This window comes from Pseudoalteromonas apostichopi (genome assembly GCF_030297135.1).
Classification (GTDB): domain Bacteria; phylum Pseudomonadota; class Gammaproteobacteria; order Enterobacterales; family Alteromonadaceae; genus Pseudoalteromonas; species Pseudoalteromonas apostichopi.
The window spans coordinates 3,288,872-3,307,546 of record NZ_AP028065.1 but is presented as its reverse complement, the minus strand read 5'-3'; the positions used below and the strand labels follow the sequence as shown (position 1 = coordinate 3,307,546).

Here is an 18,675-nt window from a genome sequence, read left to right as displayed (position 1 = left end):
GGATACAATTATGAAAAAATATATGGCAATTGCAGCAGCTGCTGCGGCACTTACTTTAGCTGGCTGTTCAAAAGTAAGTCTAGAAAACTACGAAAAAATTGAAATTGGCATGGATAAAACTGAAGTTGAAGCTATTTTAGGCTCTGCTGATAAGTGTGAAGAAAAAACACTACACACTAACTGTATTTGGGGTAACAAAGACAAAAACATTGAAATTACCCTAGTATCAGACAAAGTATCGCTTTACAGCAAAACAGGTTTAGACGCTAAATAAACCCTAGTGGGTGGCCAAGGCCACCCTTTTTCATCATTCATCATTTATCTTTTCTTTCAAAATGTCAGTTTGCGAGTAAATCCGCTCAATATTGACAATCTTGCTGCGATTTAACGTAATCTTGTAACGCTGATACAAAGTCTCGTCTTCGCTATGGGTAAACACTAATACAACATTTAATTGATAACGCCTCTCTACCGCTTTCTTAGAGATTTTATTGCTATCAAGATGATAGAGCTTACCTTCGCCTCGCTTTAAGTAGCGAGCAAACGGTGCCAAGCTAAATTGCATGGTTTGTTGAAGCGTATCATATCCGGGTAAAAACGCCTTGGCACTGACATGTGTTTCACTTGCAAAATGTAGCCACTGTGCAGCCTGTTTATTTTGATGCCGGCGCTTAGAAAAGATTTTTCTCACAGCTTTCGGAATACGTTTAAAGCTTGTGTATTCAAGCCAAATGTATTGGCTTGCGATCTTCTCTTTAGTAATACTGTTTTTAAACTGAAAGCGCCACTTTGGTCGGCCTCTAACAATCGCTCGCCAGATCACCCGTGTAATATCTTCTTTGAATATTTCACGAAGACCATAAATCACACCTAAGATCAAAATCAACGTCGCTGTTACTTCGGTAAAATTTGAACGTGCATTTAATACAACTAACATCACAAATGCCATGATCACAGCAGTTACAGTACCCTTTACCATACGTTTTAAATAACTGTTTAAATGACGGGTGCTACGAGTAAGCACTACCCCATGCTCAATTAAACGTTGTAATAAACGCATTTTATTAGTGATACGATTTGCATCTTCAAGTGTTGATTGCGAGTTATACTCTTGTTCTTCTCGGTAACTGTTTTCTGCTTTACAAAACTCTAAAAGCTCGCTGCGCTCTTTTGCAAAATCACTACTGCGCGGCCCTTCATCTAGTAGTTTCAAAAATGACTGCTCTACATGCCAACTTAAGTAGTTATCGGCGTTTTTATAAAACGGCAGTAGCTTTTCATCATCTGGGGTATAGCGCCTTAGCTTTTTCAACAAGCCTTTGGTTTGCTCGCACAATTCGATAGCGGCAGGATAAAACTCTTCGGCTTCTTGGTGTTTTAGGGTGTCTTTAATATCGGCATTCAGTGCTAGTCGAACTTGATAACAATACAAGTTTAAGTTTTGCCGATAATCTTGCTGTTCACCTTTGTTTTTACTAACAAAGCGACTTCTCACTAAGGGTAAGTGAATGTTGTTAGCGTTATACGCAAGATGCGATTTAAAATTGTTATTAAAGAATGATTCTTCACTCAGTGTTTGTGGATTAACACTCATTTCATTCGGAATGGAGAAATATAGGTCGAGTCGTTGCTCTGTGCGTGGTTTAAGCTCAGGCTCGATAATAAAAGATAAGTTTTCGTCTTGTTTAAGCAATATCGCCTCGTTTGTTAAAAGTACCCTTATAGTTTACGCGTTGATATACTTTCAGACAATAAAAAAGGCCCAGTAAAAACTGGGCCTTAGTAATCATTTCAAACTAGATTAGAACTTAACGTTCATACCAGCGAAGAAACGACGACCTAGTACATCGTATGTGTACGGGTCAGTGTTTGAGTCATTGTTACCTGAGTAGTAAGGTGCTTGCTTATCGAATAAGTTGTTAACACCTGCAGAGAATGACACTGTGTCGTTCAGGATGTATGAACCACTGATGTCGTGGTATACAACAGTACCAACACTTGGTACTAGACATTCGCTATCGTCAGCAAGACATGCATAGCTGTCTAAGCCGTCGATCATACGTGCTTGGTATTGTGCATCCCAGTTGTCGCCAGACGCGTTAAGAGTGAAGTTAGACTTAACTTTCGCGTAGCTACCGATACCTGAAGTTACAAGACCTGTGTAATCGATTGTGCTTGTGCCTGAATCAACGATGTACTCATCAAGGATAGTTACATCAAGACCTGTGCGCCAGTTAAGACCTGCAGCTTCAAATGCATACTTGAAGTTTACGTCGTAACCTTTAGTAGATTCGTTACCAATGTTTTGTAATTGGTTATTGAAGCTAATGCGACCAGTGCTTTGGTTGAAGTTGATTGCAGAAGACTGACATAGTGCAGTATCTTGGTTCTTGTATGCGCCCGTAGAAGCATCAAGACAGTTTTCAACGATGTATTGGTTGTTTACGCTTGAAATTGAGTTTTCGATTTCAATTTCGTAGTAGTCAACAGTCATTGAGAAACCATCTAACCACTCTGGAGCGTATACGAAACCAGCTGTTACTGTATCAGCAAGCTCTGGAGTTAATTGGTCGTTACCACCAACAGTTACTTCAGCTTGGTCTTGTGCACCAGGGAAGTTTACTTGTTCGAATGAAGGTGATTTACCTTGGTAAAGCTCAGATACTGTAGGAGCACGGAATGCAGTTGAACGAACAGCACGTAGCATTAGTTCGTCATTTACACGCCAAGTTAGACCAAGTTTCCAAGTCTCATCTGAACCAAATGTGCTGTAATCGAATGCACGAACAGCAGCGCTTAAGTCAACCATTTGTGCAAATGGTGCATCAGCTAGAAGTGGAACAGCGAATTCTACGTAAGCTTCGTTTACGTCAAAACGACCACCAGTTGGCTCAACACGTGGGTCATTTGCAAGACCTTGTGAAGTTAGTGAATCTGGAACGTACCATGCTTTTTCTTCACGACGCTCGATACCAGCAGCGAAACCAACGTAACCAGCAGGAAGTTCCATTACTTCACCGTTAAGGCCAGCAGAAAGAACTAATAATTGGCTACCACCTGAATTGTTTTCAGTGTAGTTGTACTGTGCAAGGTTGCTACCTGACCAATCAGCTTGATCAAGTGGGTTAAAGTCACCCTCTTCGATTGCGTCTTGGATTGAACCCATGTTTAGTAGGTTAGTTGCGCGGTCAACTGAGTCGTTACGACCGAATACTACTGAAGTATCCCAGCCCCAACCATTGTCGAATGCACCGTCAAGACCGATTACTGCGCGAACTGTGTCAACAACTTGCTCATAACCACGAGGACCAACATCAGTCATACGACGACCGTAAGAGATGTCTTCACCGTCAGCTACACCGTGAGAAAGAAGTGAATCACCCATTGTTTCTGCATCATAAGTGAAGTCAAACCATACTGGCTGTGGAGCCATTTGTTGAGTTGACCAACGCTTAGAGTAAGTGAACTCAGAAACTAAACGCGTTTCATCAGTTACGTCAAAGTGGCCGATACCTGTTAGGTTTAAACGACGCATTGGCGTGTAAAGGTAGCTTGTTGCTGAGTAGTTGTAAGCATCACCTGCTGAAGTGAAGTCGTGCCACTCGCCGTCTGCTTGACCTTGTAAGCTTGCATTTTCAGCCCAAACGTGACCGAAAGGCGTGTAAGAAGAACCACCACAGTAGAAGCTACCGTTATCGTAATCTTCTTCGATTGGACAATCAGAGAAATCACGGTCTGCTTGAGAAGCATCGCCACGGTCAGTGTATTGTAAACCAATTACAACGTTACCACGGTCAAAGCTTGAACCCATTGTGATATCGAAAGACGTTTCGTCTGCATCGCCTTCACCAGTGATAGCACCGTTAAGGTTCATGTCTAGACCTTCGAAGTCGTCTTTTAAGATGATGTTAACAACACCAGCTACCGCGTCAGTACCGTATACAGCAGATGCGCCGTCTTTTAGTACTTCAACTTGCTTAATCATTGATACTGGGATTGTGTTTAAGTCAACAGTAGATGCTGCACCAGTACCAGAGTTGATCATACGACGACCATTAACTAGTACTAGAGTACGTTGTGCGCCTAAACCACGTAGGTCAACACGTGCGTTACCGCCTGAACCGTTGTTAACAGCAGGGTTAGTCATCGCACCGCTTGCTGCAGTCATTTTTTGTAGAACGCCATCGATGCTTGATGCACCCATTGCTTTGATGTCATCTGCGCCGATTAAAGTTACAGGACTAGACGTCTCCATATCGGTACGCTTAATGCGAGAACCTGTAACTTGAATTTTTTCAATAGACTCTGCTGCATCATCAGCAGCTAAAACTTGCATGCTTGAAAACATTGGGATTGCTGAAACAACAGCTAAACCAAGAATTGATTTTTTCATGTGAAAACCCTACTTGTTGGAAATTTACCTTTAATCAGGTAGCGCTCGTTATTATTAGAATCACGAGTCAGCGGAGGGCAACTTAGGCCCAGTTAACTGAACGAAAACTGAATGGAAGATTAAATAAAAAACACCACAAAAATGACGGACCCATTTCAGGTAATAAGGTTTCATGATGTATCAATGTTAACAGAAAAAAACACTTCTATATCAGAAAGGTAAGATTCTTTAGTAGCAAAAAAAACATGATTGAAATCAATTGCACGCACTTTGTAATCAAGTGTAACTAAAGCCCAATTAGTGCTACAAATGAAATTTTTACAAGTTGATCACACCACGTTATAAAAACCGTAAAAGCTTGGTAAGACTGCTAACCATACTTATTCACTAAAATTAACTAAATAGACAAAGTTAGCCTGTTAAACAGTGAATTAGAGGATGATTTTTTACTTTTGTTCCATCAGTTTGAAACTAACGTATAAAAATACGTTTAATGAAGAGCATTAAAGTATAAATAAATGACAAGGTAATGACGTTACTCACAGCTTCAGCGAAATTCGAAGCTGTGAGTAATAAAAATAGCGGTTGGTGTTAGCGAGTTTGAATTGAATCGAAATAATAAAACAAAGTACGAGGCTGATTATCAACAGTGTTATAAGTAAGCGTCATTTTCCAAGTCATAACAGGTTCAGAACACGCTCCGACCATAGTGTCAGCAACCCAAACCTGCCCTTTGCGTTTAAACTGTAGTGGGATGAATCCCATATACATAGTGACACCTTCAAGTTTTGCAGCTAGATTTTTGGCCCCGTTTGGCAGCTTTAGGTTAATTGCGAAAGGCGTTTCCGGGCTGATGTCTGGGTTACTCAGCCAAGCTTCTGCATTATTTGGGTAATAACAATGACGATTGTTCTCACAACTTGTACTTGTGCTGTCCTCTTCTATACTTTGGCTATCACATGCAGCTAAAAATACACTAAAAAGGAACACGGTGAATAAACTAGTTCGCACTCTATTTGCCTGTATAAAATAAAAGCGGATACTAATTAGCTACCCGCGAAAAGACAACCATGCTAGATGGAATAAGCTAATAAAAATACAAACTCTGACAAAAAATAACCAACAAAGCGCTAAAATTTGATTGATGTCATAATTTTATGCAATTGACCTATCTTTTTAAGGTCAAAAATTTTATCATTTCCATCGCAAAAATAAGGGTTTCTCGAGTTTGTTTTCTGAAGCTAGCACCTCTAAGTTGGCTTTAGGTAACACGCTTGTGAAGTAATAGTAGGCCCCACTTTTAATAAAGTGGGTAATTCATTTCTAAAACGCATTAATTGCAGCGGAAGCCAGAAAATGAGCCAAACAGTAGCATCACAAACTGAGTACAATTATAAAGTTGTACGCCAATTCGCTATTATGACAGTGATTTGGGGCATCGTTGGCATGAGTGTTGGGGTTCTGATTGCTGCCCAATTAGCTTGGCCAGCACTTAACTTTGATACACCATGGTTAACTTACTCTCGACTACGTCCGTTACACACGAACGCAGTAATTTTCGCATTTGGTACAAGTGCACTTTTTGCGACGTCTTATTACGTCGTACAACGTACATGTCAAACGCGCCTTTTCTCAGATAAACTAGCAGCCTTCACCTTCTGGGGTTGGCAACTTGTTATCGTACTAGCAGCGATTACCTTACCATTAGGTATCACAAGCTCTAAAGAATACGCAGAACTTGAATGGCCAATCGATATTCTTATCGCCGTTGTTTGGGTGACTTACGCAGTTGTATTCTTTGGTACGTTAATCAAGCGTAAAGTATCGCACATCTATGTTGCGAACTGGTTCTACGCTGGTTTCATCATTACTGTTGCCGTTTTACACATTGTAAACAGCATGGCAATTCCAGTTTCACTAACTAAATCATACTCTATCTACGCAGGTGCTGTAGATGCAATGGTTCAGTGGTGGTACGGTCACAACGCTGTTGGTTTCTTATTAACTGCTGGTTTCTTAGGTATGATGTACTACTTCGTACCAAAACAAGCAGGCCGCCCTGTTTATTCATACCGTCTATCGGTAGTTCACTTCTGGGCTCTTGTTTCTTTGTACATCTGGGCAGGTCCTCACCACCTACATTACACTGCGCTTCCAGATTGGACGCAAAGCTTAGGTATGGTTATGTCAGTTATCCTATTCGTTCCATCTTGGGGTGGTATGATCAACGGTATCATGACGTTATCAGGTGCATGGCATAAACTACGTACTGACCCAGTACTACGTTTCTTAGTTGTTTCTCTATCTTTCTACGGTATGTCTACGTTCGAAGGCCCAATGATGGCTATCAAGTCAGTAAACGCGCTTTCTCACTACACTGACTGGACTGTAGGTCACGTACACTCAGGTGCACTAGGTTGGGTTGCAATGATTTCTATCGGTGCTATCTATCACCTAATCCCTGCACTATTCTCACAAGGCCGTATGTACAGTGTTAAACTAGTTAACACGCACTTCTGGTTACACACTGTTGGTGTTGTTTTATACATCGTAGCAATGTGGATCTCAGGTGTTATGCAAGGTCTAATGTGGCGTGCAGTAAACTCAGACGGTACGTTAATGTACAGCTTTGTACAGTCATTAGAAGCTTCGTATCCGTTCTATGTAATGCGTTTCCTAGGCGGTGTATTCATCGTAACAGGTATGCTAATTATGGCTTACAACGTTTATCGTACTATTGCTGCGAAGAAAGATTCGCTTCAACTAGACGCTGACGCACAATTGGCATAATGGAGTAGCACGATGAGCAATAATAATTCACAAAACAAACACGAAATAGTCGAAAAGAACGTTGGCCTTATGGCTATCTTGACTGTCTTTGCAATCAGCTTTGGTGCACTAGTTGAGATTACTCCACTAATGTTCCAAGATGATACGACTAAACCTGTTGATGGCCTACGCCCTCTTACAGCATTAGAAATGGAAGGCCGTGACATCTACGTGCGTGAAGGTTGTTACAACTGTCACTCACAAATGATTCGCCCTTTCCGTGACGAGGTTGAGCGTTATGGTCACTACTCTGTAGCTGGTGAGTCAGTATGGGATCACCCATTCCAATGGGGTTCTAAACGTACTGGTCCTGACCTAGCTCGTGTTGGTGAGCGTTACTCAGACGATTGGCACCATGCTCACTTAATGGATCCACGTGCAGTGGTTCCTGAGTCAAACATGCCAGCGTTTCCTTGGTTAGACGAAAACAGAGTCGATACGACCCATACACTTAAAAAGCTTCAAATATTCCGTGATAGCTTCGGAATTGACAAAGCTAGCGACCGTTACGACGGTAAAGGTTATGGTAGTGACGAAGAGCTACAAGCTGACATTGCGAAAATCGAAGCCATGAACGATGGTAAAGGTGCAACTGAAATGCAAGCTCTAATCGCTTACTTACAACAGCTTGGCACACACTTGAAGTAATTATTATGGATTACGGAACATACAGAGGCATTTTGACTCTGGTAATTTTAGTACTGTTTATTGTGATTGTTGTATGGGCATACAGCAAGCGTAGCAAAAGCCGATTTGATGACGCTGCTAATGCCATATTTGAAGATGAAAAAAAACACAACAACACAATCTCTAACGAGGAAAAGGAGTCTGAGAAATGACTAGCTTTTGGAGTATATGGGTTATTGTATTAACCCTAGCGTGTCTTGCTATCATCTTCGGCCTACTTCTGTGGAACTTGAAAAACTACACAGGTGTTAAAGAAGGCGAAAGCTGTGGTCACGAGTTTGACGGCATTGAAGAACTAAATAACCCACTTCCAAAATGGTGGACTTACATGTTCTTCGCAACATTTATTTGGTCTGTATACTATCTTGCAGCCTACCCTGGTTTAGGTAACTGGGAAGGTTTAGGTAAATGGACAAGTTCTAACCAAGGTATTACTTCTCTAGCTGAGTCTAAAGAAGCGACTGAACAAGCATTAGCTAATGGTGAGAACGTTCAATTAGACCAAGAATTTATTGCCGCTGATGAGCGTTTTGGCCCAATCTTTGAGTCATTTGCAAAACAAGATATTGAAACACTAGTTAAAGATGAAAAAGCGCTTGAGATTGGTCAACGTTTGTTCTCACAAAACTGTGCACAATGTCATGGTTCAGATGCACGTGGTGGTCAAGGCTTCCCTAACCTAACGGATAACGATTGGTTATATGGTGGCACACCAGACAAAATCAAAGAAACACTTCTTTATGGTCGTGTAGCTGCGATGCCACCATGGGGTGATGCGCTTGGCGAGCAAGGCATTAAAGAAATGACTGCTCACGTACTTAGCCTTTCAGGCCGTACAGTTAACCAAAAAGACGCTGCTGCAGGTGCTGCTAAGTTTGCAATGTGTGCTGCGTGTCACGGTGCTGACGGTAAAGGTTCGGTTGCGCACAACTTACCATTTGGTGCACCTAATCTAACAGATAACATCTGGTTATATGGTGGTTCAAAACGTGCTGTTGAAGAAACACTAACCAATGGCCGCGCAGGTGTAATGCCAGCATGGAAAGACATTTTAGGTGAAGATAAAGTACACCTACTAACTGCTTACGTTTACAGCTTATCGCAAGATAAATAACCACGCGGTTAAAAAAATGTATAAACAATTAATCATTTAATTCAATAGATTAATTAAGATCAAAAAAGCCTCTATCTAGAGGCTTTTTTTTAGTCTTTTGCTTTTAAATCCGATAAAATGCTTACAACGTTTTTAAAGGTATAAGTACTATGAAACCCACTCCTTGGTATAAAAACTTTTGGCCATGGTTTTTAATCTCTTTTCCTCTTGCAGCGATCATTGGCTGCGCTGGTCTTATTTATATGGCAATTGGTAACGGCCCAGATATGGTTGTTGATGATTACTATAAAAAAGGTAAAGCAATTAACCTTGAACTCAGCAAATTTAATAAAGCAAAAGCGCTTTATTTACATGGCGATTTAAATGTTACTAACGACAAAGTTGCATTCACCTTCACTAAAGGTGATGCAAGCAATGTCCACTCTTTAAAAATGTCATTTTATCACCGCACCATTAAGGCAAATGACTTTGATGTGAGCTTAATGAAAAACGCCCATGGCGATTTTACAGCCCTACTCGACGCTCATGTTGACGGCGCATATACAGTGTTTATTGAACCAATAGATAACAGTTGGAAACTCAAAGAAGACATCATTTTACCAACTGATAAAACAATTTCGATTAGCCCTGAATATAAGTAGTAAACTCTAATGTCCGATAATTGCTTTCATTGTCTTGAAAGTGTGCCAAAAGGCTTTAATGCGACTGTCGAAATAGACGGTAAGGCACAACCTATGTGTTGTATTGGTTGCCAAACGGTTGCAGAAAATATCGTCGCCCAAGGCATGACCGATTACTATAAATTTAGAACCGTACGCTCTGGTAAAGTTGAACAACTTGTTCCAGAGCAACTCGAGTTGATCAAAAGTTACGATAACGAAGATATTCAAGACGAGTTTATTTCTGCCTCTAATAATTTATCCGAGGTGCTACTAACGGTTGAAGGCATAACTTGTGCTGCTTGTGCGTGGTTAATCGAAAAACAATTACTCAATCTAAAAGCGATAAAACGCGTTGATGTAAATACATCGACCAACCGTGCCATGATCCAATGGGATAAATCGGTTACTCCGCTTAGCCAAATTATTACCTCATTACACGAAATCGGCTATAAAGCTTATCCGTTTCAGGCAGACCTTGAGGCCAGTCAAAAACAGCAAGCTGCTAAAGCCTATATCCGCCGTTTAGGTGTTGCGGGTCTAATGACCATGCAAGTAATGATGTTCGCTTTTGCCATGTATTTTGGCATGTTCTCGGGCATGGAAGAAAACTTCGAACAGTATTTCCGCTGGATAAGCCTTGTGCTTGCTTCACCGGTAATTCTCTATAGTGCCCTACCATTCTTAACTAATGCGATTAATGGTTTAAAAGCAAAACAGCTAAATATGGACCTACCCGTATCTTTAGCAATTTTTGGTGCTTATGGGGCAAGTTGTTATGCCACTTTAATGTCTGTTGGCGAAGTTTATTTTGAATCTATCTGTATGTTTACCTTTTTATTATTACTAGGTAAATATTTAGAATTTAGAGCTCGCTTAAAAGCCAGTGAGTTTACTGCTAACTTGCAAAAGTTACTGCCCCTTACAGCCCGTATCATCGATGAAAACAATCAAGAATCAATTATTGCGGCTAAAAAGCTAAGACTTGGTGATGTTGTATTAATTAAAGCAGGCGAAACGATTCCTGCTGACGGTATCGTTATACAAGGTCAAACAACTGTTGATGAAGCCATGATGACAGGTGAGCATCAGCCAGTTAATAAGTTTATTAACCATCAAGTATACGCAGGGACTATTAACCACGATGGTGTGATCCGTATTGAGATCAACAAAATCGGTCAAAATACCTTACTTAATCAAATTATAAAGTTACAACACACAGCTTTAACTAAACGCCCAAGATTAGTTGAAATAACTGATAAGGTGGCTCAGTGGTTTGTAGCGTGTTTATTAGTGTTTGCGTCAATTACAGCGATTGGCTGGTATCAAATAGACCCTGAGCATGCTTTTTGGATTACTATTTCGGTGCTTGTTGCAACCTGCCCTTGCGCACTGAGCTTAGCGATTCCTACCGCCCTTACGTGTGCAGTAGCAAGCCTGACAAAGCGTGGTATTTTAATTAAACAAGCTCATGTATTAGAAACGCTACCGCAACTAACCGATATTGCCTTTGATAAAACAGGCACCCTTACCCAAGGTCGTTTCACTATAGAGCGAGTTGAACTAGTAAACAGCCAGTATAGTGAAGCTGACGCATTGCGACTAGCAGCGCAACTTGAAAGTTTCTCTGAGCACCCGATTGCTAATGCGTTCGCTGGTTTCAACGATACAGTGAACCCAATTGAGAATGTTACAATCGAACCGGGTAAAGGCATTACAGCGGAACTTAATAATCAGCACTATGCGATAGGTAAAAGTGGCTGGTTCGATACTGATAAAGCAGATGCTCAAGCAACCTTGTATATCAATAAACAAGTAGTTGCGCGCTTTTACCTAGCCGATAGCTTACGTAACAACGCAGAAAAATTGATTACTAAACTGCATTCACAGCAGCTCAAGTGTCATATGTTAACTGGTGATGCTTCAAACAGTGGTGAGCAAATTGCAAAGCAGTTAAATTTAGATACTGTACATGCAGCATGTAGCCCTCGTGACAAACAAACCCATGTTGAAGCATTGGCTAGCAAAGGTGCCATTGTTGCTATGGTTGGTGATGGTGTGAATGATAGCCCGGTATTTGCAAGTGCCCATTTATCTATTGCGATGGAAACTGGCGCCGATATTTCCAAAAATAGTGCCGATGTGGTATTACTCAATAGTGATCTAACCGCCATTGAACATTTGCTTACTGTCTCGAAGAAGACTCGCCGTATTGTTAAGCAAAACTTGGCATTATCACTTATTTACAATGGTTCGATTTTACCACTTGCAGCACTAGGACTTGTAGCTCCTTGGATGGCCGTTATTGGTATGTCTGCAAGCTCCATTTTGGTTATTACCAACTCATTAAGGTTATTAAAACTATGAGTATCATCTACATCCTCATCCCAATTGCCATTTTATTTGTGCTAATTGCTATTGGTGTGTTCTTTTGGGCTGTAAAAAGCGAACAATTTTCTGATTTAAACAAACAGGGCCACAGTATCCTGTTTGAAGACGATAAAGAGCAGCACAACAAAAGTAATGATTGATCCGCTGTTTATTAGTGCATTTGTAATGGGCTTGTTAGGCAGTGGTCACTGTCTGGCTATGTGTGGTGGTATTTCCAGTAGTTTACAACTTGCCGCTAGCAAAAATCGTGCAGTTCGCTTTTCTGTTGCTTATAACCTTGGCAGAGCGCTCAGTTACATGCTTGCCGGTGCTCTAGTAGCCGGTATTAGTAGTCGCTTCGCTGCACAAAATACCTCAATCTCAGTTGGTTTATCGTTTCTAAGTGGTATTTTTATGCTACTTGTTGGGATTTATATCATGCGCCTAGCGCCCACCCTACAGTGGCTAGAAAAATTAGGAAAAACGCTAGTATGGCAGCATTTATCTAAACTGAATCGTTATTTACTACCTGTCGATACAACGCCAAAGGCCCTGTTGTATGGCGCTTTATGGGGATGGCTGCCGTGTGGATTAGTTTATTCGGCACTAACTTGGGCACTTACCAGCCCTTCTGCCCTTCACGGTGCTGGGGTAATGTTATTTTTTGCCTTAGGGACATTTCCTGCAATGATTAGTATTGGTCTAGTCAGTCAAAAAATAAACACTATTTTCAACCATGTTTGGATTAGGGTTATTCTAGGCAGCGTAATAATATGGTACGGTATATACTTATTAATTATAGCAACCGATAAGCTAATTCATTAATCTTAGCGGTTGTTAACTTATTTGAATGGATTTGATGTATGGACTTCTCACAAAACAAGTCAAAAGGCTTATGCACAATTAGCTGTAATAATTGCAGTATCAGCCAGCTATGTTTACCATTTTCATTAAACGGTCAAGAAATGGATCGTCTAGATGAAATCATCGAACGTAAAAAACCACTGCATAAAGGTGATTATTTATTTGAATCTGGTGAAAGCTTAAATGCCATTTATGCTGTGCGCTCAGGTTCGTTTAAATCTTACACTCTATCTGAACAAGGTGACGAGCAAATTACCGGTTTCCATTTAGCTGGCGATTTAGTCGGTTTCGATGCAATCAACAAAATGGCACATCAAAGTTTTTCTCAAGCCCTTGAAACATCTATGGTGTGTGAAATTCCATTCGATACGCTTGATGAATTAGCCGGTAAATTACCAAAATTGCGCCAACAAATTATGCGTTTAATGAGTAATGAAATTAACTACGACCAAGAAATGCTGTTGTTACTCAACAAAAAATCAGCTGAAGAGCGCCTTGCAAGTTTTATTTACAACTTGGCTGAACGCTTTGGTGAGCGTGGTTTTTCACGTAAAGAATTCCGTTTAACTATGACGCGCGGTGAAATTGGTAACTACTTGGGCCTAACTGTTGAAACAATTAGCCGCCTTTTAAGTCGTTTTCAAAAGGCTGGTTTTATTAAGGTTGAGGGCAAGTTTATCACCATTTTGGACCAGCAGGCACTTGCTACAACAGCGGCAATTAAATGTAAATAGAGTTTGATTTAACGCAACTTTATACTGTTTATCCCTTTAACTGTTCTAAATTTAGGTTACACTCAAAGTACTACTTTTTGCGGAACAGTTAAGGAGCAGCACATGGACGCAATTAAACGAATTTTAGCAGTTATAGACCCAACTAAAGAGCAGCAACACAGTTTAAGCCGCTCAATCGATCTAGCCAAAAAATCTGGCGCGACCATCACCGCTTTCCTCAGTATCTACGACTTCTCTTATGAAATGACAACTATGCTTTCAGCTGATGAGCGTGAAGCAATGCGAGAAGCCGTGATAAAAGACCGCCAAGAATGGTTAAATGAACAAATTGCACTTTATCCAGAACTCACTATTGATAGTTGTGTGGTTTGGCATAACCGTCCTTACGAAGCTATTATTAACACCGTGATCAACGATGGTTTTGATCTTGTTGTTAAAGGCACTCATCAACACGACACACTAAAATCGGTTATTTTCACACCTACCGACTGGCACCTTATTCGTAAGTGCCCTGCTCCAGTGTTACTTGTTAAAGAAAAAGAATGGCCAGCTCAGGGGAATATTCTAGCAGCTGTGAACGCAGTGAGTGAAAATGAGCAACACCTTGAACTTAACAAGCGTATTATTAATGATGCCCGCTTCATTTGTGACTTAGCCAATGCCACGCTTAATATTGTAAATGCGTACCCAGCAACACCGGTTAATATTGCAATAGAAATCCCAGAGTTTAATCCTGGCGTTTATAACGAATCAGTTAAAAAACATCACTTTGAATCAACCCTCTCTTTAGCTAAAGGGTTTGATATTGACCAAGCTCAATGCTACATAGAGGAAGGTTTACCAGAAGATGTCATTCCAGATGTTGCTGCACGCCTTAACAGCGAGTTAGTAGTGATTGGTACTGTTGGTCGCACTGGCTTGAGTGCTGCGCTTGTTGGTAATACTGCAGAGCACGTTATTGATAGTCTTGATTGCGATGTCTTAGCCCTAAAACCAGATGGCTATGTGAGCCCACTCGCTAAGTAACAACCAGAATATGTATTAAAAAAGCCCCAGTTTGGGGCTTTTTTATATATACAGTTTGAGGGTTTTATATATTTGTTACATCAATGAACAATGATTCATCAATGTTTGTTGATGAGACCACCGCCTCGCTAAAGTCATAGCTTTCACGATTGCCTTCTCTATCAAGTGGTAAGTTTTCAAAATCAAACAAGTTTCTATCAGCAAGCTGGCTTGGGCTGACATTCTGTAAAGACTTAAAGATACTCTCAACGCGACCTGGAGTTTTCTTATCCCACTCTGTCAGCATCGCTTTAATTGATTGACGCTGTAGATTTTCTTGAGAACCGCATAGGTTACATGGAATGATCGGGAAATCTTTGTGCTCAGCGTATTTAATTAAATCTTTTTCACGACAATATGATAACGGACGAATAACTACGTTACGTTCATCATCTGAACGTAATTTTGGTGGCATCGCTTTTAATCGTGAACCATGGAACATATTTAAAAACATAGTTTCGACGATGTCATCCAAGTGATGACCTAGTGCTAGTTTGGTCGCACCAATTTTTTCTGCAAATGAGTAAAGTGTACCGCGACGAAGTCGTGAACACAGACCGCAGGTTGTTTTGCCCTCTGGTACTTTTTCTTTTACTACTGAGTAAGTATCTTTATCAACGATGTAATACGGGATATTTAGCGTTTCAAAGTAATCAGGCAAAATATGCTCAGGAAAACCAGGCTGCTTTTGATCAAGGTTTACGGCAATCACTTCAAATTTAATTGGCGCAGCTTTTTGTAAATTAAGCAAAATATCAAGCATTGCGAATGAATCTTTACCACCACTGATACATGCCATAACAACATCGCCGTCTTCAATCATGTTGTAATCAGTAATCGCATTACCAACATGCCTTCTTAGACGCTTTTGAAGTTTATTAAATTCAAGAGTTTCTTTTCTAGTATCAGTTTGATTCATTTGCTCTGCTCATACAGGCTTTACTAAGCCATGTTTCATAGTAAAAAGTTCGGCGTGGATTATACGGACTTTTTGAGCGAGTTGAAATGATTAGCGTGGGATAATTAAAGCGCTTCACTGAAGAAGGTAGCACGTAAAGCAAAGCGCTTTGGGAATAAAGGTATCGATTCAGGATATATATTCATAACAGGCTAAACGATATTTTCTGGATATACTTCATAATTTGTAGAAAACAACATTTAGTCCAAATTAATCTAAAACGTTTGAAGCTGCTACTTTCGCCTCGATTATGGCTCTATGCGCTTTTAAACCAATATTTGTTGAATAAAAATCTGCTGCTATTTTGAGCTCTTGTGGTGATAATAAACTAAGAATTTTAAGCTTAAAAGCCATCTTGGCGGCACTCATGTCTGATGGCTCTGCCAATACAGCAGTCCCCATCGCATTTATCAAAAATTGCTTTTGACTTTCCGGTAAATCTTTTAGTGTATCTGCTAATATTTGCTTTGTATCGACCTGTACATTACCACCAAGGCCATTGAAAATTTCATCCATTTTCAGTGCATTATAGAATCGCTCAAATTCTAATTCCGCATTTGGCTCAGACTGAGCCGAACACACCATAAATGGCAAAGAAAACAAAATCAGCAAACAAAATCTCATTTATTTATCCTTTTTTTAGTTTTACAACTTAGTAGAGAGCCAAATAGTAAATTTGGTAGAGTGCTTAACGACTAATCTGATTGGTGAATAGTAAGGTGAACTTGAACCGTTTACTTTACCTAAGTTCTGGTGTTCTCTTTCATCCTTTTGAATACTTAATACCGCTTGATATGCACTTTTATTATTTTTCTCTAAATAGCTTAATTGCCATTCTAGATGATGAAGAACAGTTGATTCAACGGCTTCTGTACATACCCAAATTGCTTTGCGACCAAATAGAGCGGTAATCAAACCTAAACAATAACCACCCAAAGACCAAAACCAGATTGCGTAGCAATGTCTTACTTTATGTTCTTTTAGCCAACAATCAAAAGTTTCAAAATGCTCGATTTCATGACTTAGCATTTCTTTCAGCTGTACAGTGATATCTCGATATAAAAACTTAGCGACAAGTAACTGCGCGATATAAATGCTTATCGCTCCGAATTCACCAGCATGATCAACACGTACAATTCTTGCGACTTCTTTCGGGATCACCTTAATTGCTCACTGTGCATTTATAACGCGAAGCTGTACAAGCAAGATCAGGCCAATCATCTCTGCCCCAGCAGTATTTATCATTTCTAAGTGGTTTTAGGTGCCAAACTACAGGTTTACCTTTTTTATCTAAGCGAGTTTCATTTTCAAGCTGCACTCGAATTAAATTTTTCTCTGTCGATAAAATAGTATAAACAAAGGTTTTTCTTGCTTCAGTCTCAGAAATATAGCCCTGCTCGTCATAAGAGATTTCTAATGTTTTGTTTTTAAACGCTATAGTATGAAAATTAGCTTCACAAACTGGGCTATTTGTAGACTGCCATGAGCCTTGTAACTTAGTTTGCATTTCTTGGTTGATAGGTGAATAACTGCTACAAGCTGAACATAGCAGTAAAATAACAAAAAATGCCGGAATAATTTTCATAAGTATGCTTTTAAGTCCCTGAAAAGTTGACGTTTAGCATAACGAGAATCGTAAAAATGTCCAGCAATAAGCTTAATACAAAAACAAAGGGCACATGAGCCATGCGCCCCCTGTTAACCTTAAGTGTTTTTAGTTTTTGTCTTATTTTTTGCCATTCGTTTGGCACGTTTTATTGCCGATTTTTTAGAAGCATTTTTCTGCGCTATTTTTAACACTTTAGCTTCTTTTAACTGCTTTTTGGCTTCTTTCAACCGCTTTTTAGCATTTTTAGCCAGGCTCTCTGCTTCGCTGGCACACTCTACAGCGGCTTGTGCTTTAAGTGCTGCATCTTTTGCAATTTCTGAGGTTCTGGCCACCTCTTTTTTACTTTTTTCGAGAACTTTTTCGAGCTTTGCAAGGCGCTTTTCAAATATTGACTCTGAATTTTTCATTGTATTCTCCTTTACTGACGCGTAGACATGCGGGTAGGTTCAGTGACAATAAGCGGGTCAACCCGATTGACTATATCCTGATCTTTTTCTGGGTAATCCAAACAACTTAAGAAATGACGCATACAGTTGATACGACCCCGTTTTTTATCATCAGAGCGAATTTGTGTCCAAGGCGCATCTTTTGTATGGGTATGAAACATCATCGCATCTTTCGCGTCACTATAATCATGCCATTTAGCCAATGATGCCATATCAACCGGACTCAGCTTCCATTGCTTAAGCGGGTCGTTTTGACGCGATTTAAAGCGTCTGAATTGCTCTTCTCTACTGACCGAAAACCAATATTTAAATAGCTTAATACCGCTATTCACCAACATACGTTCAAGTTGTGGTGTTTGACGCATAAACTCTAAATATTCGTGATCATCACAAAAGCCCATTACCTTCTCTACACCGGCTCGGTTATACCAAGAGCGATCAAATAGTATAATTTCACCTTTGCTTGGCAGGTGATTAATGTAACGCTGAAAGTACCATTGTTCTCGCTCTCTTGAAGTTGGTTTTTCTAAAGCCACTACGTGCGCACCACGCGGATTTAAATGCTCCATAAAGCGCTTAATAGTGCCTCCCTTACCCGCCGCATCTCGACCTTCAAATAAAACCACTATTTGTTGATTGGTCTCTTTTACCCAACCTTGCATTTTCAAAAGTTCAATTTGCAGTTCGTGTTTATGGCGCTCGTATTCAACCAGGTCCATTTTGCGTTTATATGGATATTTACCGTCTGCATTCCACTTTAGGCTTGGGTTTTTAACATTTAAATCAAAAACTACATCCTGTTTCGCATTGGCTTCGGCTAATTTCTGTTTTTTAACTGATACAGGTTCGACATTGACTGTCTGCATAACGACTCCTTTTAAACTATAAGTACCTATATTGAGATCTTTATAGTTTTACTTTAAGCCAGTTATTGCTATGTAACTTGA

Annotated in this window: 20 protein-coding genes; 11 read left to right on the top strand and 9 right to left on the bottom strand. The window is 40.1% G+C overall.

Annotated features, from left to right (window positions below; genetic code table 11):
- The first annotated feature begins 10 nt into the window (after positions 1-10).
- On the top strand, positions 11-274 hold the full coding sequence (locus QUE86_RS14985) for a DUF3862 domain-containing protein (RefSeq protein WP_130051641.1): 264 nt from the start codon (positions 11-13) through the stop codon (positions 272-274).
- A 33-nt stretch (positions 275-307) separates the two neighbouring features.
- On the opposite strand, the gene QUE86_RS14980 is transcribed toward QUE86_RS14985, so the two are convergent.
- From QUE86_RS14980 to QUE86_RS14970, 3 genes are all read right to left on the bottom strand, one after another.
- Positions 308-1,693: a hypothetical protein gene (locus QUE86_RS14980; RefSeq protein ID WP_178926885.1), complete on the bottom strand. Its 1,386-nt coding sequence runs from the start codon at positions 1,691-1,693 to the stop codon at positions 308-310.
- Between the two features lie 108 nt (positions 1,694-1,801).
- On the bottom strand, positions 1,802-4,393 hold the full coding sequence (locus tag QUE86_RS14975; protein WP_130051643.1) for a TonB-dependent receptor plug domain-containing protein: 2,592 nt from the start codon (positions 4,391-4,393) through the stop codon (positions 1,802-1,804).
- Positions 4,394-4,984: 591 nt separating this feature from the next.
- Entirely contained in the window at positions 4,985-5,404 is a 420-nt protein-coding gene (locus tag QUE86_RS14970) for a hypothetical protein (protein ID WP_178926884.1), read from the bottom strand.
- 345 nt (positions 5,405-5,749) lie between these two features.
- Here QUE86_RS14970 and ccoN point away from each other — a divergent pair, with 345 nt between their 5' ends.
- From ccoN to uspE, 10 genes are all read left to right on the top strand, one after another.
- Positions 5,750-7,183 (top strand): cytochrome-c oxidase, cbb3-type subunit I, encoded by a 1,434-nt coding sequence (gene ccoN / locus QUE86_RS14965; RefSeq protein ID WP_130051645.1) that lies wholly within the window; start codon positions 5,750-5,752, stop codon positions 7,181-7,183.
- 12 nt (positions 7,184-7,195) lie between these two features.
- Positions 7,196-7,870, top strand: a complete 675-nt coding sequence (ccoO, locus tag QUE86_RS14960) for a cytochrome-c oxidase, cbb3-type subunit II (RefSeq protein WP_130051646.1) — start codon at positions 7,196-7,198, stop codon at positions 7,868-7,870.
- A 5-nt stretch (positions 7,871-7,875) separates the two neighbouring features.
- Complete coding sequence (locus tag QUE86_RS14955; protein ID WP_062569269.1) at positions 7,876-8,061, top strand: cbb3-type cytochrome oxidase subunit 3; 186 nt, start codon at positions 7,876-7,878, stop codon at positions 8,059-8,061.
- Entirely contained in the window at positions 8,058-9,023 is a 966-nt protein-coding gene (gene ccoP, locus QUE86_RS14950; RefSeq protein ID WP_130051647.1) for a cytochrome-c oxidase, cbb3-type subunit III, read from the top strand. Before QUE86_RS14955 ends, ccoP begins: the two co-directional genes overlap by 4 nt.
- 149 nt (positions 9,024-9,172) lie before the next feature.
- The gene (locus QUE86_RS14945) at positions 9,173-9,664 is read left to right on the top strand and encodes a FixH family protein (protein WP_130051648.1); all 492 of its coding nucleotides are present in this window, start codon (positions 9,173-9,175) and stop codon (positions 9,662-9,664) included.
- 9 nt (positions 9,665-9,673) lie between these two features.
- A complete protein-coding gene (locus QUE86_RS14940) occupies positions 9,674-12,049 on the top strand; it encodes a heavy metal translocating P-type ATPase (RefSeq protein ID WP_130051649.1) in 2,376 nt (791 codons plus the stop codon).
- Positions 12,046-12,213 carry a cbb3-type cytochrome oxidase assembly protein CcoS gene (gene ccoS, locus QUE86_RS14935; protein ID WP_058551123.1) on the top strand — a complete coding sequence of 56 codons (168 nt, stop codon included), beginning with the start codon at positions 12,046-12,048 and terminating at the stop codon, positions 12,211-12,213. The genes QUE86_RS14940 and ccoS overlap by 4 nt, the downstream gene beginning before the upstream one ends.
- Positions 12,206-12,877, top strand: coding sequence for a sulfite exporter TauE/SafE family protein (locus QUE86_RS14930; RefSeq protein ID WP_250661937.1), 672 nt, complete (start codon positions 12,206-12,208; stop codon positions 12,875-12,877). Before ccoS ends, QUE86_RS14930 begins: the two co-directional genes overlap by 8 nt.
- Positions 12,878-12,915: 38 nt before the next feature.
- Complete coding sequence (locus QUE86_RS14925; protein WP_130051651.1) at positions 12,916-13,650, top strand: FNR family transcription factor; 735 nt, start codon at positions 12,916-12,918, stop codon at positions 13,648-13,650.
- A 102-nt stretch (positions 13,651-13,752) separates the two neighbouring features.
- Positions 13,753-14,676, top strand: coding sequence for a universal stress protein UspE (gene uspE / locus QUE86_RS14920; RefSeq protein WP_130051652.1), 924 nt, complete (start codon positions 13,753-13,755; stop codon positions 14,674-14,676).
- Positions 14,677-14,740: 64 nt separating this feature from the next.
- Here the strand turns inward: uspE and ttcA are convergent, their stop codons facing one another.
- From ttcA to ppk2, 6 genes are all read right to left on the bottom strand, one after another.
- Positions 14,741-15,634, bottom strand: coding sequence for a tRNA 2-thiocytidine(32) synthetase TtcA (gene ttcA, locus QUE86_RS14915; protein WP_130051653.1), 894 nt, complete (start codon positions 15,632-15,634; stop codon positions 14,741-14,743).
- 249 nt (positions 15,635-15,883) lie between these two features.
- Positions 15,884-16,297, bottom strand: a complete 414-nt coding sequence (locus tag QUE86_RS14910) for a hypothetical protein (protein WP_286258151.1) — start codon at positions 16,295-16,297, stop codon at positions 15,884-15,886.
- A gap of 21 nt (positions 16,298-16,318) precedes the next feature.
- Complete coding sequence (locus QUE86_RS14905; protein WP_286258149.1) at positions 16,319-16,834, bottom strand: demethoxyubiquinone hydroxylase family protein; 516 nt, start codon at positions 16,832-16,834, stop codon at positions 16,319-16,321.
- Position 16,835: 1 nt separating this feature from the next.
- The gene (locus tag QUE86_RS14900; protein WP_256854471.1) at positions 16,836-17,258 is read right to left on the bottom strand and encodes a hypothetical protein; all 423 of its coding nucleotides are present in this window, start codon (positions 17,256-17,258) and stop codon (positions 16,836-16,838) included.
- A gap of 119 nt (positions 17,259-17,377) precedes the next feature.
- Positions 17,378-17,689: a hypothetical protein gene (locus QUE86_RS14895; protein ID WP_130051655.1), complete on the bottom strand. Its 312-nt coding sequence runs from the start codon at positions 17,687-17,689 to the stop codon at positions 17,378-17,380.
- Between the two features lie 11 nt (positions 17,690-17,700).
- Positions 17,701-18,594: a polyphosphate kinase 2 gene (ppk2, locus tag QUE86_RS14890; RefSeq protein ID WP_286258145.1), complete on the bottom strand. Its 894-nt coding sequence runs from the start codon at positions 18,592-18,594 to the stop codon at positions 17,701-17,703.
- Positions 18,595-18,675 lie beyond the last annotated feature (81 nt).